29 protein-coding genes and 1 tRNA gene are annotated in these 22,083 nt (G+C 63.0%); 21 read left to right on the forward strand and 9 right to left on the reverse strand.

Annotated features, from left to right (window positions below):
- Window positions 1-40: 40 nt before the first annotated feature.
- From D618_RS0111310 to hemE, 6 genes are all read right to left on the reverse strand, one after another.
- Window positions 41-412: a hypothetical protein gene (locus D618_RS0111310; protein WP_017671631.1), complete on the reverse strand. Its 372-nt coding sequence runs from the start codon at window positions 410-412 to the stop codon at window positions 41-43.
- Window positions 409-1,419: a hypothetical protein gene (locus tag D618_RS0111315; protein ID WP_017671632.1), complete on the reverse strand. Its 1,011-nt coding sequence runs from the start codon at window positions 1,417-1,419 to the stop codon at window positions 409-411. The genes D618_RS0111310 and D618_RS0111315 overlap by 4 nt, the downstream gene beginning before the upstream one ends.
- Before the next feature lie 76 nt (window positions 1,420-1,495).
- Window positions 1,496-2,167: a TerC family protein gene (locus D618_RS0111320; protein ID WP_017671633.1), complete on the reverse strand. Its 672-nt coding sequence runs from the start codon at window positions 2,165-2,167 to the stop codon at window positions 1,496-1,498.
- A gap of 37 nt (window positions 2,168-2,204) precedes the next feature.
- On the reverse strand, window positions 2,205-3,461 hold the full coding sequence (gene rho / locus D618_RS0111325; protein ID WP_017671634.1) for a transcription termination factor Rho: 1,257 nt from the start codon (window positions 3,459-3,461) through the stop codon (window positions 2,205-2,207).
- A 258-nt stretch (window positions 3,462-3,719) separates the two neighbouring features.
- Window positions 3,720-4,184, reverse strand: coding sequence for a CopD family protein (locus tag D618_RS0111330; protein ID WP_017671635.1), 465 nt, complete (start codon window positions 4,182-4,184; stop codon window positions 3,720-3,722).
- Between the two features lie 57 nt (window positions 4,185-4,241).
- Window positions 4,242-5,273 carry a uroporphyrinogen decarboxylase gene (hemE, locus tag D618_RS0111335; RefSeq protein ID WP_040370658.1) on the reverse strand — a complete coding sequence of 344 codons (1,032 nt, stop codon included), beginning with the start codon at window positions 5,271-5,273 and terminating at the stop codon, window positions 4,242-4,244.
- 304 nt (window positions 5,274-5,577) lie between these two features.
- Between hemE and D618_RS0111340 the strand changes: the two genes are divergently transcribed.
- The 10 genes from D618_RS0111340 to D618_RS0111385 all read left to right on the forward strand — a co-directional run bounded on the left by D618_RS0111340 (window position 5,578) and on the right by D618_RS0111385 (window position 12,277).
- Window positions 5,578-6,432, forward strand: a complete 855-nt coding sequence (locus tag D618_RS0111340) for a pyruvate, water dikinase regulatory protein (RefSeq protein WP_017671637.1) — start codon at window positions 5,578-5,580, stop codon at window positions 6,430-6,432.
- Between the two features lie 12 nt (window positions 6,433-6,444).
- Window positions 6,445-7,038 carry a nucleoside triphosphate pyrophosphatase gene (locus tag D618_RS0111345; protein ID WP_017671638.1) on the forward strand — a complete coding sequence of 198 codons (594 nt, stop codon included), beginning with the start codon at window positions 6,445-6,447 and terminating at the stop codon, window positions 7,036-7,038.
- 10 nt (window positions 7,039-7,048) lie between these two features.
- Window positions 7,049-7,870 carry a shikimate dehydrogenase gene (aroE, locus tag D618_RS0111350; RefSeq protein ID WP_017671639.1) on the forward strand — a complete coding sequence of 274 codons (822 nt, stop codon included), beginning with the start codon at window positions 7,049-7,051 and terminating at the stop codon, window positions 7,868-7,870.
- A complete protein-coding gene (coaE, locus tag D618_RS0111355; RefSeq protein WP_017671640.1) occupies window positions 7,867-8,505 on the forward strand; it encodes a dephospho-CoA kinase in 639 nt (212 codons plus the stop codon). The genes aroE and coaE overlap by 4 nt, the downstream gene beginning before the upstream one ends.
- Window positions 8,506-8,530: 25 nt before the next feature.
- Complete coding sequence (dnaQ, locus tag D618_RS0111360) at window positions 8,531-9,232, forward strand: DNA polymerase III subunit epsilon (protein ID WP_017671641.1); 702 nt, start codon at window positions 8,531-8,533, stop codon at window positions 9,230-9,232.
- 135 nt (window positions 9,233-9,367) lie between these two features.
- Window positions 9,368-9,931, forward strand: a complete 564-nt coding sequence (gene raiA, locus D618_RS0111365) for a ribosome-associated translation inhibitor RaiA (RefSeq protein WP_026091579.1) — start codon at window positions 9,368-9,370, stop codon at window positions 9,929-9,931.
- Between the two features lie 206 nt (window positions 9,932-10,137).
- Window positions 10,138-10,599 (forward strand): PTS sugar transporter subunit IIA, encoded by a 462-nt coding sequence (locus tag D618_RS0111370; protein ID WP_017671643.1) that lies wholly within the window; start codon window positions 10,138-10,140, stop codon window positions 10,597-10,599.
- Window positions 10,586-11,068 (forward strand): PaaI family thioesterase, encoded by a 483-nt coding sequence (locus D618_RS0111375; protein WP_017671644.1) that lies wholly within the window; start codon window positions 10,586-10,588, stop codon window positions 11,066-11,068. The genes D618_RS0111370 and D618_RS0111375 overlap by 14 nt, the downstream gene beginning before the upstream one ends.
- Window positions 11,065-11,418, forward strand: a complete 354-nt coding sequence (locus D618_RS0111380; protein ID WP_017671645.1) for a DUF1491 family protein — start codon at window positions 11,065-11,067, stop codon at window positions 11,416-11,418. Before D618_RS0111375 ends, D618_RS0111380 begins: the two co-directional genes overlap by 4 nt.
- A gap of 199 nt (window positions 11,419-11,617) precedes the next feature.
- A complete protein-coding gene (locus tag D618_RS0111385; protein WP_026091581.1) occupies window positions 11,618-12,277 on the forward strand; it encodes a cell wall hydrolase in 660 nt (219 codons plus the stop codon).
- 367 nt (window positions 12,278-12,644) lie between these two features.
- On the opposite strand, the gene D618_RS0111390 is transcribed toward D618_RS0111385, so the two are convergent.
- From D618_RS0111390 to D618_RS0111400, 3 genes are all read right to left on the reverse strand, one after another.
- Window positions 12,645-13,034 (reverse strand): UrcA family protein, encoded by a 390-nt coding sequence (locus D618_RS0111390; protein WP_017671648.1) that lies wholly within the window; start codon window positions 13,032-13,034, stop codon window positions 12,645-12,647.
- Window positions 13,035-13,455: 421 nt separating this feature from the next.
- Window positions 13,456-14,472, reverse strand: a complete 1,017-nt coding sequence (gene thiS, locus D618_RS18260) for a sulfur carrier protein ThiS (protein WP_017671649.1) — start codon at window positions 14,470-14,472, stop codon at window positions 13,456-13,458.
- Between the two features lie 66 nt (window positions 14,473-14,538).
- Window positions 14,539-14,916 carry a MerC domain-containing protein gene (locus D618_RS0111400; RefSeq protein WP_017671650.1) on the reverse strand — a complete coding sequence of 126 codons (378 nt, stop codon included), beginning with the start codon at window positions 14,914-14,916 and terminating at the stop codon, window positions 14,539-14,541.
- A 128-nt stretch (window positions 14,917-15,044) separates the two neighbouring features.
- Between D618_RS0111400 and D618_RS0111405 the strand changes: the two genes are divergently transcribed.
- The 11 genes from D618_RS0111405 (at window position 15,045) to D618_RS0111455 (ending at window position 22,012) form a co-directional block, all read left to right on the forward strand.
- Entirely contained in the window at window positions 15,045-16,112 is a 1,068-nt protein-coding gene (locus D618_RS0111405) for a COX15/CtaA family protein (protein ID WP_017671651.1), read from the forward strand.
- Complete coding sequence (gene cutA, locus D618_RS0111410; protein ID WP_017671652.1) at window positions 16,109-16,459, forward strand: divalent-cation tolerance protein CutA; 351 nt, start codon at window positions 16,109-16,111, stop codon at window positions 16,457-16,459. Before D618_RS0111405 ends, cutA begins: the two co-directional genes overlap by 4 nt.
- The gene (locus D618_RS0111415; protein ID WP_017671653.1) at window positions 16,459-17,262 is read left to right on the forward strand and encodes a hypothetical protein; all 804 of its coding nucleotides are present in this window, start codon (window positions 16,459-16,461) and stop codon (window positions 17,260-17,262) included. Before cutA ends, D618_RS0111415 begins: the two co-directional genes overlap by 1 nt.
- Window positions 17,263-17,452: 190 nt before the next feature.
- Window positions 17,453-17,932 carry a 50S ribosomal protein L13 gene (rplM, locus tag D618_RS0111420; protein ID WP_017671654.1) on the forward strand — a complete coding sequence of 160 codons (480 nt, stop codon included), beginning with the start codon at window positions 17,453-17,455 and terminating at the stop codon, window positions 17,930-17,932.
- A complete protein-coding gene (gene rpsI / locus D618_RS0111425; protein ID WP_017671655.1) occupies window positions 17,932-18,438 on the forward strand; it encodes a 30S ribosomal protein S9 in 507 nt (168 codons plus the stop codon). Before rplM ends, rpsI begins: the two co-directional genes overlap by 1 nt.
- Window positions 18,439-18,640: 202 nt before the next feature.
- A tRNA-Trp gene (locus D618_RS0111430) sits at window positions 18,641-18,716 on the forward strand.
- Between the two features lie 199 nt (window positions 18,717-18,915).
- Complete coding sequence (gene secE / locus D618_RS0111435; RefSeq protein WP_017671656.1) at window positions 18,916-19,122, forward strand: preprotein translocase subunit SecE; 207 nt, start codon at window positions 18,916-18,918, stop codon at window positions 19,120-19,122.
- A gap of 45 nt (window positions 19,123-19,167) precedes the next feature.
- The gene (gene nusG, locus D618_RS0111440) at window positions 19,168-19,704 is read left to right on the forward strand and encodes a transcription termination/antitermination protein NusG (RefSeq protein WP_017671657.1); all 537 of its coding nucleotides are present in this window, start codon (window positions 19,168-19,170) and stop codon (window positions 19,702-19,704) included.
- Between the two features lie 255 nt (window positions 19,705-19,959).
- Window positions 19,960-20,391 carry a 50S ribosomal protein L11 gene (rplK, locus tag D618_RS0111445; protein ID WP_017671658.1) on the forward strand — a complete coding sequence of 144 codons (432 nt, stop codon included), beginning with the start codon at window positions 19,960-19,962 and terminating at the stop codon, window positions 20,389-20,391.
- Between the two features lie 5 nt (window positions 20,392-20,396).
- Window positions 20,397-21,095: a 50S ribosomal protein L1 gene (gene rplA / locus D618_RS0111450; protein ID WP_017671659.1), complete on the forward strand. Its 699-nt coding sequence runs from the start codon at window positions 20,397-20,399 to the stop codon at window positions 21,093-21,095.
- Between the two features lie 110 nt (window positions 21,096-21,205).
- Entirely contained in the window at window positions 21,206-22,012 is an 807-nt protein-coding gene (locus D618_RS0111455; protein WP_017671660.1) for a transglutaminase family protein, read from the forward strand.
- Window positions 22,013-22,083 lie beyond the last annotated feature (71 nt).

Raw genomic sequence — 22,083 nt, forward strand, 5'->3', positions numbered from 1 at the left:
CTGAACGCCCCACTGGCGACCGGACTTATAACCCCAACGGTTATTTCTTGTTCAGGATATAGCCGATGATTGCGGTCCGCTCCCTTGCGTCCTTCAGCCCGAAAAAGCCCATCTGGTTGCCGGGCACCACCGCCTCCGGGTCGGTCAGGAAGCGATCGAGCAGTTCCGGAGTCCAGCGCTGATTGCGGGATGCGAAGGTCTTGAAGGCCTTCGAATAATCGAAATCCGGATCGGCAGCGATCGCGCGCCGATCCAGCGCGTGCAGACTGGGCCCGCTCAGTCCCTTGTCCCCCCTGGTCACCGAATGGCAGCTGTAGCAGCGCTGGAAGGCGCGTTCACCAGAAAGGTTCGCCGGCTGCGCGAGGGCGGGCACAGACCCCAGCAGCGCGATCGCGCACAGCCAGCGAATCATCGGCCGTCCGTGCGGATGACCATCAGCCGTTCGGTGCCCGATTCGGGCAGGAACACCGCACCCTTGCGGCCGAGGATCTGGCGGACGTTCGCCCCCTCGCCGCTGCCCGGATAGCGCGCAGTGAACTTCTGCGTTTTCGGATCGAAGACGCGGGTGGAATTGTCGCCGAAATCGCTGACCCACACATGATCGCGCTCGTCGACATAGACCGCATAGGCCTTGGGCGCGTCGCCTGGAAGCTTCCACGTTTTCCAGCTCCTGTTCGATGGCCGGTAGCGATAGAGCTCGCCACTGTTCCATCCGGTGATCCACAGATCACCCTTGCTGTCTGCCCAGACGCGGCGCAGGCCCGCGTTCGGTGTAGGCGGTTCGATGACGCTGATCTGGCCCCTGGCGCTATCGATCCGCGCGAGGTGGCTGCCGGCGAGCGAGACATACCACACGGTGCCGTCGGGTGCGGTAGCGATGCCATAGGGGCCGCGGCCCTTGGGATCCTTCCACACATCCAGCTTGCCGGTGGCAGCATCGATCCGGCCATAGATGCCGTTCTGACCGGTGAACCAGTGCACGCCCTGGCCATCGAACGCGCCGGTATTAAGGTTGGTGTAGCCGGTGCCTTCGGGCAGCTTCCACCGGTCGATCTTGCCGTTTGCGGGGTTGTAGCGGACAATCGCGTTCTGACCGCCATCGGTGATCCACGCCATGCCGTCAGGGCCCTGGATGACGCCATGCGGTGCCGATTCCGGCCCCAGCGGCACCTGCACCACCTTGCCGCTCACCGGATCGAGAATGCCGAGCGCACCCTGGCGCTGGGCAGTGTACCAGATCTTGCCATCGGGTGCGGGCGCAACGTCATGCGGGCGCGAACCCTTGGGCAGTTCGAACAGCTGGATATTGCGGCCGATCTCGGCCGATGCGGCGATCTGGCCTCGCTCATCGGCCCAGAAGGCAGTGCTGGTGCTGGCGGCGAAAGTCAGGCCAAGGACAGTCAGGAACAGGCTTTTCATGCAAAAATCCTCCCATGCGATGGATCGATCCTAACAGGGATCGAACACCGGATGGGAGGAAATGTTGCAGTCGCGATCAGCTGAAGAGGGTGGCGACCCCAACGCTGGGATCGACGAACCCGTCGTAGATCATCTTGCCCGCGACATAGAGGATCACGGCAAGGCCGACATAGGCGATCCAGCGATAGCGTTCGATATATTTGGCGATGAAGTTGGCCGCGATGCCCATCAGCGCAACCGACAGGATCAGGCCGACGATCAGGATGCCGGGATGGTCGCGTGCTGCGCCAGCGACGGCGAGCACGTTGTCGAGGCTCATGCTGACATCGGCGACGGCCACTGCCCAGGCGGCAGCCGCAAAGCTCTTGGCCGGTTTGACACCGCTATGCTCATCGCCCTCGATCTCGGGCGAACCCCCCGAGGCGCCGGCAGGCTGCAGTTCGCGGTACATTTTCCACGAAACCCACAGCAGCAGGAGCCCACCAGCGAAAATCAGGCCAACGACCTGCATCAACTGGGTCACCACCAGCGCAAACGCGATGCGCAGGACCAGCGCCGCGATGATCCCGATCAGGATCACCTTGCGGCGCTGTTCGGCAGGCAGGCCTGCCGCCAGTGCACCGACGACAATGGCGTTGTCGCCTGCCAGCAGCACGTCGATCATCAGCACCTGGCCGAAAGCGGCAAGGGCAGCGGGAGAGCCGATATTCGAAAAATCGGCAACGATATGATTCCAAAGTTCCATCATGGCAGGTCGCAGGCCTTCAACAGAGTCTCTGGGAAAATTACTGGTTCATCGAATCGAAGAAGTCTTCGTTGGTCTTCGAATCCTTCATCTTGTCGAGCAGGAACTCCATCGCATCGATGGTGCCCATCTGCATGAGGATGCGGCGCAGCACCCACATTTTCGAGAGGATATCCTTCTCCACCAGCAACTCTTCCTTGCGGGTGCCGGACTTTCCGACATCCAGTGCAGGGAAGATACGCTTGTCGGCGACCTTGCGATCCAGAACGATTTCCGAGTTGCCCGTGCCCTTGAACTCTTCGAAGATGACCTCGTCCATGCGGCTGCCGGTATCGATCAGCGCGGTGGCGATGATCGAGAGCGAACCGCCCTCCTCGATGTTGCGTGCTGCACCGAAGAAGCGCTTGGGACGCTGCAATGCGTTGGCATCGACGCCGCCGGTCAGCACCTTGCCCGATGACGGGACCACGGTGTTGTAGGCGCGGCCCAGACGCGTGATGGAGTCGAGCAGGATGACGACATCCTTCTTGTGCTCGACCAGACGCTTGGCCTTTTCGATCACCATTTCGGCAACCTGGACGTGTCGCTGCGCGGGTTCGTCGAAGGTCGAGGAGATGACCTCGCCCTTCACGCTGCGCTGCATGTCGGTGACTTCCTCGGGGCGCTCGTCGATGAGCAGCACGATCAGGAAGACCTCCGGATGGTTGTCGGTGATCGCCTTGGCGATGTTCTGCAACAGCACCGTCTTACCCACGCGTGGCGGGGCAACGATTAGCGCGCGCTGGCCCTTGCCCTGCGGCGAGACGATGTCGATGACGCGGGCCGACTTGTCCTTGACCGTCGGATCGAGCGTGTCGAGCTTCAGCTTCTCGTCGGGATAGAGCGGGGTGAGGTTGTCGAAATTGACGCGGTGACGCACGACATCGGGATCGTCGAAGTTGACTGCGGTCAGCTTGGTCAGCGCGAAATAGCGCTCGCCATCGCGCGGCGCGCGGATTTCGCCTTCCACCGTATCACCGGTGCGCAGGCCGAAGCGGCGCACCTGGTTGGGGCTGACATAGATGTCATCGGGTCCGGCGAGATAGTTCGCCTCCGGGCTGCGTAGGAAACCGAAGCCATCGGACAGCACCTCGATGGTGCCCAGACCCATGATCTGCTCGCCATCTTCGGCCAGTTCCTTGAGGATCGCGAACATCAGGTCCTGGCGGCGGAGCGTCGATGCGCTCTCGACGCCCAGCTCTTCAGCCATGGTGACGAGTTCAGCGGGGGTTTTCTGCTTGAGTTCTTTAAGGTGCATGAGGTGCAGGAATCCGTGAAGTGGTGCCGCAAAAATTGATGAGCGGCAGGTATGGGAAGATGTTCGAAAGCGCCCAACCGGTGATCCGGCCAATAAGTCAGTGGGTCGTCGAAAGGTCCCGGACGGGACGCAAGCGAAATAAGCGCCGCCTTGGGCAAAGTCAATCCGCGCTGCGACAGGGCGAGTGGGGGCTTCTAGCCGCTTGCCAACCTCGTCCGCTCAGGCTGAGCGGAGGGGGTTAGGCTAAAAACGCCGCCGTCAGAAAGGTTTGACGATCACCAGGATCACGATGACCGCAGCGGCAATGCCGGGCACCTCGTTGATCAGCCGCAGCTGCTTGCCGGTCAGCTTGCGCTCGCCCTTGGCGAGCTTGCGCGCATAGCCGATCATCCAGCCATGATAGCCGCTGAGCACCAGCACGAGCAGCAGCTTGGCATGGAACCAGCCCTGCTGGAACGCGCCGATCTGCACGGCGAGCACCAGCCCGAGCAGCCAGACGACGATCAGCGAGGGGTTGAGGATGATATTTTTGAGCTTGGATTCGCGGTCGATCCAGCGGGTCGCCTCTTCGGAGCCATGTTCGGCCTCCTGATGATAGACCAGGAACCGCGGCATCATGAAAAGGCCCGCCATCCAGAAGATGACGAAGATGAGGTGCGCCGCTTTGAGCCAGAGATAGAGCATTGAAAAGACGTAATCCGCTGTCAGGAGGAGCTCGTTCATGGTGCCATGCCGTGTGCGCGGACCGGTGTGACGCGGGCCGCTCGTGAGGCAGCGCGATTATGCGCCCTGCTTCACCAGTGTAAGCAGTGCGTGAACATGTTCAATGGGCGTCTGCTGCAATATGCCATGGCCCAGGTTGAAAATGTGCGGCCGCCCCTCGAAGGTGCGGATGATGTGCCGGACCGCGCTTTCCATCTGCTCGCCGCCGGCCAGCAGCGCAAGCGGATCGAGATTGCCCTGCACCGGCAGATGCGCGGGGATGTTGGCCGCAGCCCAGACCGGGTCGATCGTCTCGTCGAGCCCCAGCGCATCGACACCGGTCTCGCGCGCATAGGCGGCCAGCTTTTCGCCTGCGCCCTTGGGGAAACCGATGACCGGAATGCCGGGCCGTGCTTCATGGATGGCAGCGGCGATCCGCGCGTTGGGCGCGATGACCCAGCGTTCGAACTGTGCCGGCGACAGTGATCCGGCCCAGCTGTCGAAGATCTGTACCGCATCGACCCCGGCATCGATCTGACCGATGAGATAGGTGATGGTCAGATCGACGATGGCGTCGATCAACACCTGGAAAGCCTGCGGATCTCTATAGGCATAGGCACGGGTGGCGTGCTGGTCCTTGCTGCCCTCGCCGTTGACCATATAGGTCGCCACCGTCCAGGCAGACCCTGCAAAGCCCAAAAACGCCTTCTCAGGCGCAAGCTCGGCTTTGACCAGACGTACGGTCTCGTAGATCGCATCGAGGCGCTCATAGGCCGGGACAAGGCTCTCCAGCGCATGATCGACCAGAGTGGGAGACAAATGCGGACCTTCGCCCACCAGAAACTGAAGGTTCTGCCCCATCGCATAAGGCACGATCAGAATGTCGGAAAACAGGATCGCGGCATCGAGATCGAACCGGCGCAGCGGCTGCAGCGTGATCTCGGCAGCCGAGGGACTGTCATACACCAGTTCCAGAAAGCCGCCCTTGTCTGCCCTGAGCGCGCGATACTCGGGCAGGTAGCGCCCGGCCTGTCGCATCATCCACATCGGTGGAACATCGTGCACCTTGCCTGCCAGGCAATCGAGCAATGGTGCGTTTCGCGTCGTCATCTCGGCTGTGTCCCCACCCATCTTTATTCTTTTAACCTTTATATAAGGAATCTGTTGAAGAAGGCCGCTGGATAACCGGCACGACCATCTCTTGCCTTATGTATCGACAGATTGACAGTCGGCAAGTGACCTCACAGCCGCGAGTCGGCAAAATTATCCCGCCTTTCAACAGCCTGTGGGTAACCTTGTCCCGTGTGGATAAAGCCTGTGATGACTCTTCGGTCAGGGGGCATCGAATCCATCCCCGCTTTTGCCCACAACATCATGCCTTGATTTATCCCCGCTCTGCCCACAGACCAGAGCCATGAGCCGCTTTCACCTCCATCTGCTGTCGGATTCCACCGGGGAGACGCTGGAAAACATCGCCAAGGCGGCACTGGCGCAGTTCGATGCGATCGAGATCATCAAGCATTTCTGGCCGATGGTCCGGTCCGAAACGCATCTCGACCGGATTCTGGACGAGGTCGCGGCCAATCCGGGGCTGGTGCTGTTCACTCTGGTCAATCCCGACATCCGCGCCAAGTTGGAACGGCGCTGCCGGGTGCTGGGCCTGCCGATGGTGCCCGCGCTCGATGCCGTCACCGATGCTTTGTCCAACTTGCTGGGCCAGGCAGCCAAGGCGCGCCCAGGTCGTCAGCATGTGCTCGATGCCGCCTATTTCGCGCGCGTCGAGGCGATCCAGTTCACGATCGCGCATGATGACGGCCAGAACTGGGAAAACTGGGAGACGGCAGACATCGTGCTGGCGGGGGTCTCGCGATCGTCCAAGACCCCGACCTCGATCTATCTCGCCAACCGGGGCTATCGCACCGCGAACATCCCGATCGTCGTCGAATCTCCGCCGCCGCCGTGCCTGTTCACGCTGAAACATCCTCTGGTGGTCGGGCTGACGACCAATCCCGAACGGTTGATCGCGGTACGCCGCAACCGCCTGTTGTCCTTGAACCAGGCCCCCGAAACCGACTATGTCAATGACGAGAAGGTGAAGGCCGAGCTGGCTTTTGCGCGACGGATGTTTGCGGATAATGGTTGGCCGGTCATCGATGTGACCCGCAGGTCGATCGAGGAATCGGCGGCAGCGATCATCAATCTGTTCAACGAGCGCGAAGCTGCACGCGAGAGCGGAAGACAGGCAGGGCTCTCGGCCGATGAAGTGTAAGGACACAATGAAATGCTGATACTCGCATCGCAAAGCGCCTCGCGCCGAACCATGCTGGACAAGGCCGACGTTCCCTTTTCGGTGGTGGCAGCGCATGTCGATGAATCGGCGATCCGCGCTTCGCTGCACGCCGATGGCACGTCGCCGCGCGATATCGCCGATGCGCTGGCCGAAGCCAAGGCGATGCGCGTGGGCACCAAGCGCACCGAGGCCATGGTGCTGGGCTCCGACCAGATCCTGGAAACCGCATCGGGCGAGATGCTGAGCAAGCCGCAGACGCCCGAAGACGCGATCCGTCAGCTTGAAACACTGTCGGGCAAGCCGCACCGTTTGTGGAGCGCGGCGGTGATCGTCGAGGGCGGCCGGCCGATCTGGCGGCATGTCGACAAGGCGGTGATGCACGTGCGCCCGCTGGGCAGCGCCTTTGTGCGTGAGTATGTGGAAAAACACTGGGAAACCATTGGATACACGGTGGGCTGCTACGAGATCGAGGGCGCGGGAGCCCAGCTTTTCAGCCATATCGAGGGCAATCACTTCACCGTGCTGGGCATGCCGCTGCTTCCATTGCTCGGGTTCCTGCGCGAACGCGAACTGATGCCGAGCTGAGCCTGATTTGATGTCCAGCACAGCCCTGCCCTATGCCGAGGTAATCGGCGACCCGATCGCGCACAGCAAGTCGCCGCTGATCCATGGCTTCTGGCTGAAGGCGCTGGGGATGGAGGCGGAGTATCGCGCCTGCCATGTCACGCCCGATGGCCTTGCGGATTATATCGCCGCGCGCCGTGACGATCCGCTCTGGCGCGGGTGCAATGTCACCATTCCGCACAAGCTGGCGGTGATGGAGCATGTCGGCGATCCGGGAGATGTGCGCGCCTCGATCGGTGCGATGAACACGATCGCGCGTGACGCGCAGGGCGCATTGTTCGGCACCAACACCGATGCAGGCGGTTTCTATGCGCCCTTGGGGCAAAGCGATTTTGCCGGCGCGGATATCGCGGTGATCGGCGCAGGCGGGGCCGCACGCGCGGTGCTGTTCGCGCTGTCGCGGATGGATGTCGCCAGCGTCACCATCCATGCACGCAGTCCCTTGAAGGCGATGGGGCTGCTCGCGGCCTTCGGGCTCAAAGGCCAGGTGCGCGGCATGGCCGATGCGCTGGGCGAGGTCGATCTGCTGGTCAACACCAGTCCATTGGGGATGAAGGACTTCGATCCGCTCGAGATCGACCTGTCGCCGCTGCCGACAAGCGCTCTGGTCTATGACATCGTCTACAACCCGCTCGAAACCGGGCTGCTCAAGGCGGCGCGGGCGCGCGGGCTGGAAACGGTCGACGGGCTGGAGATGCTGATCGGCCAGGCGGCTTTGGCGTTCGAGATCTTCTTCGATGCCGCCCCGCCGCGCGAGCGCGATGACGAACTGCGCGCGCTGCTGACCGCATGACCGCGCACGTCAAGCGGCTGCCCCCCCATCACCGCCACCGCCCGATGGTGCTGGGGCTGACCGGATCGATCGGCATGGGCAAATCGGCGGTGGCCAGGATGCTGCGGGCCGAAGGTGTTCCGGTGTTCGATGCCGATGCCGAGGTGCACCTGTTGCAGGGACCGGGCGGGGCATTGCTGCCGAAGATCGAGGCGGAATTCCCTGGCACCACCGGACCGCAGGGCGTGGACCGGGCGAAGCTGGGTGCGGCGGTGTTCGGCAATCCGGCGGCGCTCAGGCGGCTCGAACATATCGTGCATCCGGCGGTGGGCCGATCGCGCGCGGCGTTTGTCCGCGCCAATCGCGCACGGCGCATCATCGTGTTCGATATCCCGCTACTGTTCGAGAAAGGCGGCACGCAGAATGTCGATGGCATCATCGTCGTGTCTGCCGCCTTGTGGCAGCAGCGCAAGCGGGTGATGGCGCGGCCCGGGATGACAGCGGCGCGGTTGCGGCACATCCGTCACCTGCAGATGGCCGATCATCACAAGCGCGCCCATGCCGATTGGGTGATCCCCACCGGCGGGACCAAGCTGGCAACGCGGCAGGCGGTGCGAAAGCTGCTGGGGAATTTGCGCTCGTCTCTTGCGCGATGATCAAATCGGTCCAATACTAGTTGGAATGAGAGAGATCATTTTCGATACCGAAACCACCGGCCTGTCCCCCGATGAAGGACACAGGATGGTGGAAATCGGGTGTATCGAGATGGTCGGACGAATGGCCACGGGCCGCACCTTCCACGCCTTTTTCAACCCCGAAATGCCGATGCCGCCCGAGGCCGAGCGTGTCCACGGCCACAGCGATGCCTTTCTGGCCGACAAGCCGCTGTTTGCCGCCGGGGTCGATGATCTGCTCGAATTTCTGGGCGACGCCGTGCTGGTTGCGCACAATGCCGGTTTCGACATGCGCTTCCTGAATGCAGAGCTCGCGCGGGTCGACAGGCCTGCGATTCCCATGACGCGCGTGGTCGATACCGTGGCCATGGCGCGCACGCGCTTTCCCGGATCGCCCGCCAGCCTGGATGCGCTGTGCAAGCGGTTCGGGGTCGATCGCAGCCACCGCGTGCTGCACGGCGCGCTGCTCGATGCCGAATTGCTCGCGCAGGTCTATATCGAGCTGACCGGCGGACGGCAGATCGGGCTGGGGCTGGCCGACGATGCGGCGAGCGATGCCGCCCAGGCTTCAGGCCGCCCCCGGCTGATACCGCTGGTGCAGCGTCCGCGCCGCCAACCCCGGCAGTTTGCCGCCAGCGAAGCGGAACTTGCCACGCACCGCGAATTTCTGGGCAAGATCAAGCAGCCACTCTGGCTGTCCAAACGTTAGCTCTTGATATCCCTAACTTCCACGAAAGGAGGTTCATTCACCCACGCTCACAACATCCCAGGCACCCCAGCCAGGGACATATTTGTCCGGCCTGTCGCGGGATTGCCGCGATCGGCCCTAGTCATGGAGAAGATCATGGACATTCGTATTTCAGGTCATCAGGTCGATACGGGCGAGGCACTCAAGGTGCATGTTGCCGACCGGCTCAATGCGATTGTCGAAAAGTATTTTTCCAAGGCGATATCCAGTCAGGTCACTTTCGGGCGAGGGCCGCACGACCAGTTCCAGTGCGATATCGTGACCCATGTGATGCAGGGTCTGATCCTCAAGGGCCATGGCATGGCACCCGACGCGCATGTCGCGTTCGATGGTGCCGCTGAAAAGATCGACAAGCAGCTGCGCCGCTACATGGGCCGCCTGAAGGGTCGCCAGGAGCAGGTCCAGCACGCGCTGGCCGAGGAAGAGGCCGCCTATACGGTGTTCGACACCGGCAGCGAAGAAGAGGAAGTGATCGAGTTTCCGGTGGTGATTGCCGAAACCCGGGTCGACGTGCCCGAGGCGACCGTATCGGATGCCGTGATGATGCTCGATCTGCGCAATACCAACGCGCTGTTCTTCAAGAATGCCGGCACCGGGCGGCACAACATGGTCTATCGCCGCCAGGATGGTTCGATCGGATGGGTTGAACCGAGCGCATAAGCGACGGGAAAACTGCGGCACTGTGCGCCACAGCATCGCGCGGCTTGGTTTTTTGCGTGATCTGGTGCATGGGCGCCGCAGCAACGCGTCGGCGGGAAGAGCAACAGCCCTTCCCGGCAGGACCGACGACAATATGATGACCATTCGAGCGCGCCGTTTTCGCAACGATCGGCAGCGGCGCGACAGAATTGAGATTTTTGATTATCATGGCATGGTTCGAACTCGACAAGCAGGCGGTGCTGACCTCGGCACGCGTCGCTGACAAGCACCAGGCACTGGAACTCGCCGCCGAACAGTTCGGCCATTGCTATGGTCTGGATGCAGACGAGGTGCTGGCATGTCTGCTCGAACGCGAGGAGCTGGGTTCGACCGGCTTCGGACGCCGCGTGGCAATCCCGCACGGCAAGCTTGAAGGGCTCGATCATTCGGTGGCGGTGCTGCTGCGACTGGGCAAGCCGATCGAGTTCGGATCGATCGACAATCTGCCGGTCGACCTCGTCATCGCCTTGCTCTCGCCATTGGCGACCGGTGCCATGCACCTGCAGGCGCTGGCACATATCTCGCGGCTCACGCGTGATGAAAAGACGCTCGCCAAGATCAAGGGGGCAGACGATCCCGACGCGATCTATGCGCTGGTGACCGCCGAGCTGGACCGTGACGCTGCCTGAGCCGGGTACGGGGGAAGGCGCGCATTTTCGCGCGCTCGAACGGCTCTATGCCGCTGCGTCGATCAACCGGCTGTTCCCGTCGCGGCTGACGATCACCGGCGCTGGCCGGGCGAGAATCGATTTCGACGTGACGCAGGAGCACTTCCACGCGGCGGGCGCAGCGCATGGCACATTGTATTTCAAGATGCTCGATGATGCGGCGTTCTATGCCTGCAATGCGCTGGTCACCGACCGGTTTTTGCTGACCACCGCCTTCAACCTGCATTTCACCGCACCGGTGCGTGAAGGTCCGGTCTATGCCGAAGGCCATTGGGTCAGCGGCAAGCGGCGGGTATTCGTGGGTGAATCGCGGCTGGTCGACAGCCATGGCGAAGAGATCGCGCGCGGCACCGGCACGTTCATGCGCTCGCATATCGGCCTGTCCGGGCTTGCAGGCTATGCTGGCCCTGCTGCGGACCGCACCGGGTGATCGAGCCCCGGCTGACAGCGCACATCCGCATCGAGGTGCTCAAAAGACTGACAGCGGCCGCAGGGGGTTTCGCAACGGTGCTGGCCAGGGGCGACCCGGTTTCGGGCATCATCCTGATCGCGCGCACGGTCCGCGGGCAGGACAATGCGTTGCTGGAAGGCATGTCCGCGTTCGATGGCAGCACCGACTGGCAGGAAATCTGGGCCGACGACGCGGCGACAGTCGCGCGCAAGGGAAGCCAGGCCGAATACATCGCGCGGCGGCGTGCAAACGATGGCGATTTGTGGGTCATCGAACTGGATGTCGCCAGCCGCGCACAGTTCGACGCGATAATCGGTGCGACGAGTTGACTCGAACGGCCCGCTGCTAGAGGGGCGCGTTCAGTTCAACGCGCAGGCGGCCACGCTGGTTCCAGCCCTTTTTTCAAAAGGCGACGAACCGAAGGCAAGCACGCAGACGGGGGGTAACCCGTCGGAACCGGTTGGCAGTTCCAGATCTGCCTCGTCCGCGTTCCGGCCATGGTGATCCACCGCACAGTCAAAGACTTTGATGAGTAAGATCCTTAAGGCAGCCAGCATGGCCGCCGTGGCAATCTATTCGGTTGCTACCCTGACTTTCACCGACGTTTCAGCCGCCTTTGCATCGCCGCTGATCGCCGACATGATCCAGCCGGTTCCCGTCCAGACCAGCGAAGAAGCGATTTCCAGCGCGCCCGAGGCCGCTGTCGAGACCTCCGCCCAGGCCGAAGCTGCCCCCCTTCAGATCGACACCCAGACCGCGCAGCCGCCGCTCAAGGCCGATAGCCTGGCGCAGTTGGTGTCGATGCACGAAACTCCCGCCAATCTTGACGAAGAGACCCGGTGCCTTGCCGGCGCGGTCTATTTCGAATCGAAGGGTGAAACGCTCAACGGCCAGCTCGCGGTCGCCAAGGTCGTGATCGCGCGGCGTGATTCGGGCCGCTTTGCCAGCAGCCTGTGCGGCGTCGTCTATCAGCCCAGCCAGTTCTCGTTTGTCCGTGGCGGACGGATGCCCACCATTCCCGCCACCAGCCAGGATTGGAAAGAGGCCGTCGCCATCGCGCAGATCGCGATGAAGGATGCCTGGGAAAGCCCCGTGGAAGGCGCACTGTTCTTTCACGCGCGCCATGTTTCGCCGGGCTGGCGCATGCAGCGCCTGGCCGCGGTTGACAATCACATTTTCTATCGCTGATCCGTCCGGGTCCGGTGCGCACACCGGGCCTGAACCGCCAGCTGCTGCATAGTCCTTTGGGTCGCAAAGGACTGAGGCGGGCACACTTGGTGTGCCCGCTTCGACCTTTTGCCTCGACCTTTTTGCATGCGGCGCGCCTGCTGGCCTGACGATGTGCAAGGCGTGTCGTTCGTGTGGCGATCGGGTCGCCGGATCGAAGGGTTATCGCGGTCATGGAAGCGGTCGGCGCTTCCATGACCAGATGTGTGTCATCAGGCAGGAAATCGCGCCCGACTCGTGACAGCAAGGAACCGGCGTCCCTTGCAGGCCGCCGGTTCAGTCGATCTCATCATAATTTGACTAACCAGACGTTGGCAGAAGGGTAACCTCAGCTGCCGACGGCAATGCGCTCGCCAGGCTTGAAGTTCTCGCCAGCTTCGGCGCGGGCGATCAGGGTGACCATGGCGCGGCTGCTGCTTGCCAGCGATTCGGTGATGCATTCGCGGTGCGCTGCACGTTCGCGCAGGGCAGGTCCGGTCGGTGCACCGCAGACCATCTTCGATGCGCTTTTCAGGCGCGCTTCCAGCGTGGCTGCGCCCTGAGCGGTGGTGAGGTCCAGATCGGTGAACGGCACTTCGACGGTGCGCACCATGCGGCCATCGGCGGTGTTGACCGAGGTGACCGGCTTGGCCTGAACCGAGGCGGAAAACAGGATGGCGGAAGCTGCAGCGGCAGCCAGGGTGCGGGAAACGGCGGAGCGGGTGGCGGTGGCGAACATGGGGGGGGGTCCTTTCGATGGGTTGCGAACTGAACGATCGACCGGCCCTGGCGGGTAAGGGCCCTTCAGGACCGGTCTTTCTGGTTCGCCGCCGATGTCCGGCCTGGGGAGCTAAGGAGCATCGGCGACATCATCTGGATAGGACGCCACACCGCGCTGGTCGCGCCATGCTCGACCAGCCTCCGCAATGTGTCGGTCAACGACTACGCCTGTCGACGAACGACAGAGGCGCATCGACGAGTGCAACATGTGTAAAGTTTCTGTCACCGAATCGGCAACTTCCTGTCATGCTTTCCGTTACGGAACACGGCCACTGGCGAGATCCGGGCTACCCTTCGACCTGCGGCACCGCACCGGGTGCAGCCGTGTCCGGAGAGCCGCACCAGGCTTTGGCGCGGACGCCGGTTTCACGTGGAACCGGTCAGATCAGTCCGGCAAGCGGGCTTGAAGGGTCGGCATATTTGCGCGTGCTCATGCGCCCGGCGAGATAGGCGTCGCGCCCCGCCTGCACCGCCAGCTTCATCGCGCGCGCCATGCGGATCGGATCCCTGGCCTCGGCGATGGCGGTGTTCATCAGCACGCCGTCGCAGCCCAGTTCCATTGCGATCGCGGCATCCGATGCGGTGCCCACGCCTGCATCGACCAGCACCGGCACCTTGGCGTTTTCGACGATCAGCCGGATGGTGACCCGGTTCTGGATGCCCAGACCCGATCCGATCGGCGCGCCCAGCGGCATGATCGCGACGGCCCCTGCGTCCTCCAGACGCTTGGCGCCGATGGGATCATCGACGCAATAGACCATCGGCTTGAAGCCTTCCTTCGCCAGGATCTCGGTGGCACGCAGCGTCTCGTGCATGTCGGGGTAGAGCGTCTTTGCCTCGCCCAGCACCTCGAGCTTCACCAGCTCCCAGCCGCCGGCCTCGCGCGCCAGCCGCAGCGTGCGGATGGCCTCTTCCCCGGTAAAGCAGCCTGCGGTGTTGGGCAGGTAGGTCACCTTCTTGGGGTCGATGAAATCGGTCAGCATCGGTGCACTGGGATCGGACACATTGACCCGGCGGACCGCCACGGTGACAATCTCGGCACCCGACGCTTCGAGCGCTGCGGCGTTCTGGGCGAAGTCCTTGTATTTGCCGGTGCCGACGATGAGCCGCGAGTGAAAGGTGTGGCCTGCCACGGTCCAGCTGTCGTCAGCCGGCGCATGATCGCCGCCGCCGACGAAATGGACGATCTCCAGCGTGTCGCCATCGCTCACCATGACATCGGCCAGCGTCGATTTGGGTACGATTTCCAGATTGCGTTCCACGGCCACCTTGGCCGGATTGAGCCCCAGGGTCTCGACAACCGCAGCGATGCTGAGCCCGGCAGGCACGCGGCGCGGTTCGCCATTGATATGGATGCTGATCTGAGCGGTGATGCTGGGGGAGGAAATGTTTGTCATAGGCCGCGACTCTTGGCGCGGATGAAGGGGCAAGGGCAACCCCTTATGTTGCAATCCGGCTTCGGTTTAACGCTGCCTTGCAGCGCGGTAGTTGAGCAGATGCGCAATGCTGAGCGCAGCGACGCCCACCAGGGTGAGCGCATATTCATAGGCGCCGCCATGTGGTACTGTCATGGCGGCGAGCATCGAGCCGATGCCCACCACGCCGATCGCCAGCGGCAGACGCGCACCGTGCAGCCGGACGCCATGGCCCAGCGCCAGGGCCGCCATGATCGCAGCCAGCACGAAGCCGATTTCATGCACCCAGGGCGAGAGGAAAAGTCCGCCCAATGAGGCAAAGCCCGCCATCAGCCAGATGCCGGCAGCGCAATGGACCATGCACAGCGCCGACAGGGCGATAGCGGCCGAATCGAGCTGGCCTGACCGGGTGATACGAGACAACATGCCGCCTACATAGGTGATATGATATCATTGCGCAATCCGCGATCCTGCCGGTCGTGCAGAAACATCGTTGAAGTCGATGCAAAAAACCCCTTGCAAGGCGGGGCCTGTCACCCGAAATGCGGCAAGTCATGACCAGCATTTCGCACCCTCCCCTGTCCACGGCACCTTCGCAGCATCGTGCCGCGCCGGATGCCATTGCGCACTGGCTGCTGGGCGTCGCGCTGCTGGTGTTCTGCATGGTGGTGGTCGGCGGGATCACCCGGCTAACCGAATCGGGCCTGTCGATCACCGAATGGAATGTCGTGGCCGGCACGCTGCCGCCGCTGTCCGAAGCGGCGTGGGTCGTGGAGTTCGAGAAGTACAAGCAGATCCCCGAATATACCGAGGTCAACGTCGGCATGACGCTGGCGGAGTTCAAGAACATCTTCTTCTGGGAATATGTCCACCGGCTGCTCGGGCGGCTGGTGGGTGTGGCCTTTGCCCTGCCCTTTGCCTGGTTCGCGATCCGCCGTGCGATACCCAAAGGCTATGGCTGGCGCTTGACCGCCCTGTTCGCGCTGGGCGGACTGCAGGGCGCGATCGGCTGGTGGATGGTCGCATCGGGCCTGTCCGAGCGCACCGATGTCAGCCATTTCCGGCTGGCGGTCCACCTGCTCAACGCGCTGTTCATTATGGCCGGGCTGGTGTGGACCGCGCGCGACCTCAAGGCATTAGCGCGCAACCCTCAGGCGCGTCCGGCGCGGATGACCGGCTTGGCCTTCGCGACAATCCTCGTGCTGTTCGTGCAGCTGCTGCTGGGGGCCTGGGTCGCCGGGCTGAACGCGGGCTATGCTGCCAAGAGCTGGCCGCTGATGAACGGATCGTTCTTTCCGGTCGATGTCGACTGGTCGCAGGGCGCGCTCCATGCGCTGACCTATGACCCGTTCCTGCTGCACTTCCTCCACCGCTGGTGGGCGTTCGTCGCCGTTGCCGCGCTGGTGGTGATGGCGCGCGCGGTGCGCAAGGTTGATCGGCGCGCTTCGCTGGCCATCCACAGCGCGTTCGGCGTTCAGGTGCTGCTGGGAATCGCCACGGTGATGACCAGCGTCGATCTGAACCTGGCGGTCCTGCACCAGGCGGTGGGGGCCATTCTGGTCGCGACCGTGGCCTGGGGCGCGCACCGGCTGGGCGAGACGCCGCCCCTGCGGTCTGCATGATCGTCGGGTCCGTCGGCGAGACCAGCGACATCCGCCTGGTCTACTGCCTGTTTTCCGATGAAGAGGAAGCGCGGACGATTGCCCGCACCATCGTTCGCGAACAGCTGGCGGCCTGCGCCAACGTGCTGTCGCCGTCGCTGTCGATCTATCACTGGAACGATGAACTGGCCGAACAGCCCGAGGTACCGGTGCTGTTCAAGACTGCCCTTCCCCAGTGCAAGGCGCTGGTCGCGCGGATCGTTCATCTGCACAGTTACGACGAGCCTGCGGTGCTGGTGCTCCCGGTCGAATATTGCCCGCCCAGCTTTCGCTCCTGGGTGCTCGGCCAGACTCTGGCGACCGACTGATGGCTTGGGCGGCGGCGTTGCTGCTGGCCACGCCCATCCTGCCTGCCGCCCCCTGCCCTGCCCCCGTCATCGCGTTTGCGCCGCCGCTTGATGTACCGATGACCTTGCGCCGGCGGGTCGAGCGCGAGCTGGGCCATGGCGTGTTCGTGCAGGACACCACCTACAGACTCGAATTTGCACAGGCCGGGCGCGGCTATCGGATGCGCTGGCAGCAGATGGACGAGCAGTCCGAAGGGCCCGCTGAGCTGCTGCGGCTGCTCGAACTGCAGGAGCGCAGCGTTTCTGCCGAGTCGATCGACGTGACGCTGGATGCCCAGGGCCGGGTGCTGGGCATCAGCGAATCGGCCGATTCGTCCGCGCGGCTGGTGCAGGCGATCGACCGATTGCGCACCGATGCCGCGCTGGCCGCGCGCCCGGCACAGCAGCGCGCGCAAATCATGGCGCTGCTCGATCGTCTTTCGGACATGCCCGGCGAAGAGCGCCTGGCGCTGCAACGCCCCCGGCTGGAGCGGCCGGTGATGCTGGCCGGGCGGGGGTGCGGTGCGGGCGAGGTGCAGACCGGCGAGGGGGTGGCCTATCGAATCGTCGCGAACTCGGGAGAGGCGCTGAAGCTTGTATCGCACCACGAATCCGGGCGCGGATCCGGCCAGACGGTCACGGTGACCGATGTGGTGATGCTGTCCAGGGGCAGCGGACTGGTGCAGACATTCGACCGAACGACGGTGACCACCGTGGCCGGGACCGTGCGCAAATCGCGCGAAACGCACGTCCTGGAGCCCGGTCCGGACGGGGCGAAAAGGTGATGGTATCATGATACCTCTCGCCAAAACCCCCAATTTGCTTGACTAAAACGCCCTCCATCGTCATTAGCCCGGCTTCGTTCAGGACCGCTGCGTGCGGCCTGTCGTATCAAGAAACGCTGTCAGCCGTTTGCAGGCCTGCCCCAGAAGGGTCTGGTCCTCAGGCGGGTGACGTTTTGGAAGGTTGAAGGCCATGAAGGCTTTGCTCAAGACCACCAAGTCGATCAAGCCGGCTGACGTGGAAAAGAAATGGCATATTATCGATGCCGACGGACTGGTGGTTGGCCGCGTTGCGGTGATCATCGCCAACATCCTGCGCGGCAAGAACAAGCCGAGCTACACCCCGCACGTCGATTGCGGTGACCATGTCATCGTCATCAACGCCGGCAAGGTGCAGCTGACGGGCAACAAGCGCGACAAGAAGGTCTATTACAAGCACACCGGTTATATCGGTGGCATCAAGGAAGTGACCGCAGCCAAGGTGCTGGACGGCCGCTTCCCCGAGCGCGTGCTGGAAAAGGCTGTCGAGCGCATGGTTCCCCGTGGTCCGCTGGGTCGTCAGCAGATGCGCAACCTGCACCTCTTCACCGGAACCGAACACCCGCACGCAGGCCAGCAGCCTGAAGTGCTCGATGTTGCCTCGCTCAACCGCAAGAACAAGGTGGGTGCATAATGTCTGATACCGTGCAATCCCTGTCCGACCTCAAGGACATCGCCGCCGACATCGAAACCCCCGGCGCACCCGCCGTCAAGGTTTCGAACGCACCGCTGCGCGAGCAGGAACTGGACAAGCAGGGCCGTGCCTATGCCACCGGTCGCCGCAAGGACGCCGTGGCCCGCGTGTGGCTGAAGCCCGGCACCGGCAAGATCATCATCAACAAGCGCGACCAGGAAGTGTATTTCGCACGTCCCACGCTGCGTCTGGTGATCAACCAGGTGTTCGACATCACTGACCGCAAGGGCCAGTACGATGTCATCTGCACCGTCAAGGGTGGTGGCCTTTCGGGCCAGGCCGGCGCCGTCAAGCATGGCATCAGCCAGGCGCTGAGCAAGTACGAGCCCGCGCTGCGCGGCACTGTCAAGCAGGCAGGCTTCCTGACCCGCGACAGCCGCACGGTCGAGCGTAAGAAGTACGGCAAGGCCAAGGCGCGCAAGAGCTTCCAGTTCTCGAAGCGTTGATGCGTCTGCACAGAGCCGTTTGCCGGTTCCGTGCATTGCCGATCTACACGAAAACGGGGTGATCGCCCCCTTTGGAAACCTCGCCTTTCGGCGGCTTCCATCGGGCAAGCGGTCACCCCGCTTTTCGTTTTGGCGCAACTTCGCTGCACGCCAGCGCTTGCACAGCGCATCGCCAGCGGCTAAGGGCGTCGCCTGCCTGCGAAGGAGTGTAGCTCAGCTGGTAGAGCGTCGGTCTCCAAAACCGAATGCCGGGGGTTCGAATCCCTCCACTCCTGCCAGCGGCCCGAAAGTCCTCCCCGAACCGGGGAGACGCCCTCCCCCAATGGTGAATCCCCTTGCCTCTGCGGTTTTCCAAGGCTATGGGGCTGTCTTTCTCCGACAGGGTGCATATATCGTGTTTCAGCCAAGCAGGGCTGGCGGCGATGTGCCTGCAACAGCAGTTGCGCCCGTCTATCGGAAACAGGAAAGTTGAAGGCCATGGCCACCGAAGGAAAGAAGACCACTCCTGGTGAATTCGTGCGGCAGGTCCGTACCGAAGCATCCAAGGTCGTCTGGCCGACCCGTCAGGAAACCGTGACCACCTCGATCATGGTGTTCATCCTGATGACGATCCTGGCGATCTTCTTCCTGGCCGTCGATTCGGTCTTCGGTGGCATCGTCAAATGGCTGCTCACGCTGGCGTGATCGCGCCATGTGCTTGTTGGCCCCTGCTTGTTGAAAGAGAGTTGAATGTCGCGCTGGTACATCATTCACGCTTATTCCGGCTTTGAAAACAAGGTCCGCGACGCGATTCTCGCCGATGCCGAGCGCATGGGCCTGTCGGCTCTGGTCGAGCAGGTCGAGGTGCCCACCGAAACCGTGACCGAAGTGCGTCGCGGCAAGAAGGTGCAGACCGAACGCAAGTTCTTCCCCGGCTATGTGCTGGCCAAGCTGGCGATGACCGACGATGTCTATCACGTCGTCAAGAACACGCCCAAGGTTACCGGCTTCCTGGGCCCCAACGGCAAGCCTCAGGCGATCAGCGATGCCGAGGCTGCGCGCATCCTCAACACCAAGGAAGAAGCCGCCAACGCGCCGCGCGCCCGCATCGACGTCGATTACGAAATCGGCGATTCGGTCAAGGTGCTCGAAGGCCCGTTCGCCAGCTTCAACGGCATCGTCGAGGAACTCGATTTCGACAAGGCCCGCGTCAAGGTCTCGGTCTCGATCTTCGGCCGCGCCACGCCGGTCGATCTCGACTTCGAGCATGTCGAGCTGGCGAAGTAAGAATTTATCCTCTCCCTTTACGGGAGAGGGACAGCTTCGCGTAAGCGAAGCAGGGAGAGGGCCGGGAGCACAATTGGCGCCCGGACACGCCCTCTCCAACTCCGCCTAGGCAGCAAAGCTGCCAAGGCTCCATATCCTCTCCCGTAAAGGGAGAGGATAATCGTTGCGGGAGGCACATCTTCGGGTGCGCCGTCTGACCGCTTAATTTGAGGGGACAAGCATCCGCTGCCCCCGACAGAATGAAGGAGTGCCATCGTGGCAAAAAAGATTGAAGGCTATATCAAGCTGCAGGTGCCTGCGGGCTCTGCCAACCCCTCGCCGCCGATCGGCCCGGCTCTGGGTCAGCGCGGCGTGAACATCATGGAATTCTGCAAGCAGTTCAACGCTGCGACGCAGGAAATGGAAAAGGGCACGCCCCTTCCGACCGTGATCACCGTGTACGGCGACCGCAGCTTCACGTTCGTGACCAAGACCCCGCCTGCCAGCTATCTGATCAAGAAGGCCGCCGGCCTGAAGAGCGGATCGAAACTGCCGGGCAAGGAAAGCGCCGGAACCATCAAGCGTTCGCAGCTGGCGGAAATCGCCCAGACGAAGATGGCCGACCTCAATGCCAACGACATTGAAGCAGCAACGAAGATTATCGAAGGCTCGGCGACGTCGATGGGCCTTGAAGTGGTGGAGGGCTGAGTATCATGGCAAAAGTGACCAAGAAGGCAAAGGCTCTCTCCGCCAAGCTCGACGCTGAAAAGCTGTACGGCGTGGATGAAGCCATCAAGACCATCAAGGAACTGGCAACGTCGAAGTTCGACGAAACCATCGAAGTCGCGCTGAACCTGGGCGTTGACCCGCGTCATGCCGACCAGATGGTCCGCGGCGTCGTGTCGCTGCCTTCGGGCACCGGCAAGGACGTTCGCGTCGCCGTGTTCGCACGCGGTGACAAGGCCGAAGCGGCCCTGGCTGCTGGTGCCGAGCGCGCGGGCGCCGAAGACCTGATGGAAGAGATCCAGAACGGCAAGATCGATTACGATCGCATCATCGCCACCCCCGACATGATGGGTGTGGTCGGCCGTCTGGGCAAGCTGCTGGGCCCCAAGGGCCTGATGCCGAACCCCAAGCTGGGCACCGTGACGCCGAACGTCGCTGAAGCGGTCAAGGCAGCCAAGGGCGGCCAGGTGGAATTCCGCGTCGAAAAGGCCGGCATCATCCACTCGGGCATCGGCAAGGCGAGCTTCACCGACGAGGCGCTGCGCGCCAATTTCGATGCGTTCGTCGATGCGATCATCCGTGCCAAGCCCTCGGGCTCCAAGGGCAAGTATCTGCGCAAGATCTCGGTCAGCTCGTCGATGGGCCCTGGCCTGAAGGTTGACGTGGCACAGGTCCACGCCGGCTGAACGACGTAACATAGTGCTGCTAAGCCCAATTCAGGGGCCGGGGGGAACCTCGGCCCCTTTTTGGTGTCTGGCTTGCACAGACCCGTTCCTCTCGCGCCGGAGCATCGTTCATGACCCTCGATCTGCATATCACGCTGACCTACGACATGGCGGTGCCGACCGACATCCTGCTGCAGGTGGAAGCAGCGGACATCCCCGAGCAGCGGATCGAATGGGCGCATATCGAAGCATCGCGGTGCGACCATTTCGTCCGCGTCGCAGCATTGGACGGCATCGGCGACCGCATCTGGCTGCGCACCAGCGGGCGGCTGAGCATCGATTATCGCGCGCGGATGACGGTGCTGCGTGATCTGGCCGATGTCGCGACCCTGCCGCAGATGCCGCTGCACCTGCTGCCGGGCGAGACGGTGCAGTATCTGTTCGATTCACATTACTGCCCCGCCACCAAGTTTCATGCGTTCGTCGATACCGAGTTCGGCGATCTGACCGGCGGTGCCCGCATCGCGGCGATGCGCGACTGGATCGCCGAGCATTTCATCTATCAGCCGGGAAGCTCCGACGGCACGACCACCGCGCTCGACAGTTTCGTGATGCGCCAGGGCGTGTGCCGCGACTATGCGCATGTGATGATCGTGCTGGCGCGCGCCTGTTCGATCCCCGCGCGCTTTGCCAGCGTCTACGCGCCTGGCGTGTCGCCGCCCGATTTCCACGCGGTGGCAGAGGTGTTCCTCGCCGATCCTGCTGGAGAAGGCGGTGCGTGGCACCTGATCGACCCCACCGGCATGGCGAGTGCTGCCGACATGGTGAAGATCGGCGTCGGCCGCGACGCGCTCGACGTCGCGTTCCTCACCGCCTTCGGCACCGTCGAACTGGTCGAGCAGAGTGTGAGCGTGATCGAGGTTCCCGCCCCAGCTTGACTCTGCGCACGCACCTGCTATTAGCCGCCGCTGACCGGAACGGCTGCAAGGCCTGTCCGATCGCCGTCCGA

The organism is Blastomonas sp. AAP53 (assembly GCF_000331245.1).
GTDB lineage: Bacteria > Pseudomonadota > Alphaproteobacteria > Sphingomonadales > Sphingomonadaceae > Blastomonas.

What these genes read in the sequence shown, in the direction of transcription:
- D618_RS0111310 (WP_017671631.1), bottom strand. Translation starts at nt 412, where the DNA reads ATGATTCGCTGGCTGTGCGCGATCGCGCTGCTGGGGTCTGTGCCCGCC.
- D618_RS0111315 (WP_017671632.1), bottom strand. Translation starts at nt 1,419, where the DNA reads ATGAAAAGCCTGTTCCTGACTGTCCTTGGCCTGACTTTCGCCGCCAGC.
- D618_RS0111320 (WP_017671633.1), bottom strand. Translation starts at nt 2,167, where the DNA reads ATGATGGAACTTTGGAATCATATCGTTGCCGATTTTTCGAATATCGGC.
- rho (WP_017671634.1), bottom strand. Translation starts at nt 3,461, where the DNA reads ATGCACCTTAAAGAACTCAAGCAGAAAACCCCCGCTGAACTCGTCACC.
- D618_RS0111330 (WP_017671635.1), bottom strand. Translation starts at nt 4,184, where the DNA reads ATGAACGAGCTCCTCCTGACAGCGGATTACGTCTTTTCAATGCTCTAT.
- hemE (WP_040370658.1), bottom strand. Translation starts at nt 5,273, where the DNA reads ATGACGACGCGAAACGCACCATTGCTCGATTGCCTGGCAGGCAAGGTG.
- D618_RS0111340 (WP_017671637.1), top strand. Translation starts at nt 5,578, where the DNA reads ATGAGCCGCTTTCACCTCCATCTGCTGTCGGATTCCACCGGGGAGACG.
- D618_RS0111345 (WP_017671638.1), top strand. Translation starts at nt 6,445, where the DNA reads ATGCTGATACTCGCATCGCAAAGCGCCTCGCGCCGAACCATGCTGGAC.
- aroE (WP_017671639.1), top strand. Translation starts at nt 7,049, where the DNA reads ATGTCCAGCACAGCCCTGCCCTATGCCGAGGTAATCGGCGACCCGATC.
- coaE (WP_017671640.1), top strand. Translation starts at nt 7,867, where the DNA reads ATGACCGCGCACGTCAAGCGGCTGCCCCCCCATCACCGCCACCGCCCG.
- dnaQ (WP_017671641.1), top strand. Translation starts at nt 8,531, where the DNA reads ATGAGAGAGATCATTTTCGATACCGAAACCACCGGCCTGTCCCCCGAT.
- raiA (WP_026091579.1), top strand. Translation starts at nt 9,368, where the DNA reads ATGGACATTCGTATTTCAGGTCATCAGGTCGATACGGGCGAGGCACTC.
- D618_RS0111370 (WP_017671643.1), top strand. Translation starts at nt 10,138, where the DNA reads ATGGCATGGTTCGAACTCGACAAGCAGGCGGTGCTGACCTCGGCACGC.
- D618_RS0111385 (WP_026091581.1), top strand. Translation starts at nt 11,618, where the DNA reads ATGAGTAAGATCCTTAAGGCAGCCAGCATGGCCGCCGTGGCAATCTAT.
- D618_RS0111390 (WP_017671648.1), bottom strand. Translation starts at nt 13,034, where the DNA reads ATGTTCGCCACCGCCACCCGCTCCGCCGTTTCCCGCACCCTGGCTGCC.
- thiS (WP_017671649.1), bottom strand. Translation starts at nt 14,472, where the DNA reads ATGACAAACATTTCCTCCCCCAGCATCACCGCTCAGATCAGCATCCAT.
- D618_RS0111400 (WP_017671650.1), bottom strand. Translation starts at nt 14,916, where the DNA reads ATGTTGTCTCGTATCACCCGGTCAGGCCAGCTCGATTCGGCCGCTATC.
- D618_RS0111405 (WP_017671651.1), top strand. Translation starts at nt 15,045, where the DNA reads ATGACCAGCATTTCGCACCCTCCCCTGTCCACGGCACCTTCGCAGCAT.
- cutA (WP_017671652.1), top strand. Translation starts at nt 16,109, where the DNA reads ATGATCGTCGGGTCCGTCGGCGAGACCAGCGACATCCGCCTGGTCTAC.
- D618_RS0111415 (WP_017671653.1), top strand. Translation starts at nt 16,459, where the DNA reads ATGGCTTGGGCGGCGGCGTTGCTGCTGGCCACGCCCATCCTGCCTGCC.
- rplM (WP_017671654.1), top strand. Translation starts at nt 17,453, where the DNA reads ATGAAGGCTTTGCTCAAGACCACCAAGTCGATCAAGCCGGCTGACGTG.
- rpsI (WP_017671655.1), top strand. Translation starts at nt 17,932, where the DNA reads ATGTCTGATACCGTGCAATCCCTGTCCGACCTCAAGGACATCGCCGCC.
- secE (WP_017671656.1), top strand. Translation starts at nt 18,916, where the DNA reads ATGGCCACCGAAGGAAAGAAGACCACTCCTGGTGAATTCGTGCGGCAG.
- nusG (WP_017671657.1), top strand. Translation starts at nt 19,168, where the DNA reads ATGTCGCGCTGGTACATCATTCACGCTTATTCCGGCTTTGAAAACAAG.
- rplA (WP_017671659.1), top strand. Translation starts at nt 20,397, where the DNA reads ATGGCAAAAGTGACCAAGAAGGCAAAGGCTCTCTCCGCCAAGCTCGAC.
- D618_RS0111455 (WP_017671660.1), top strand. Translation starts at nt 21,206, where the DNA reads ATGACCCTCGATCTGCATATCACGCTGACCTACGACATGGCGGTGCCG.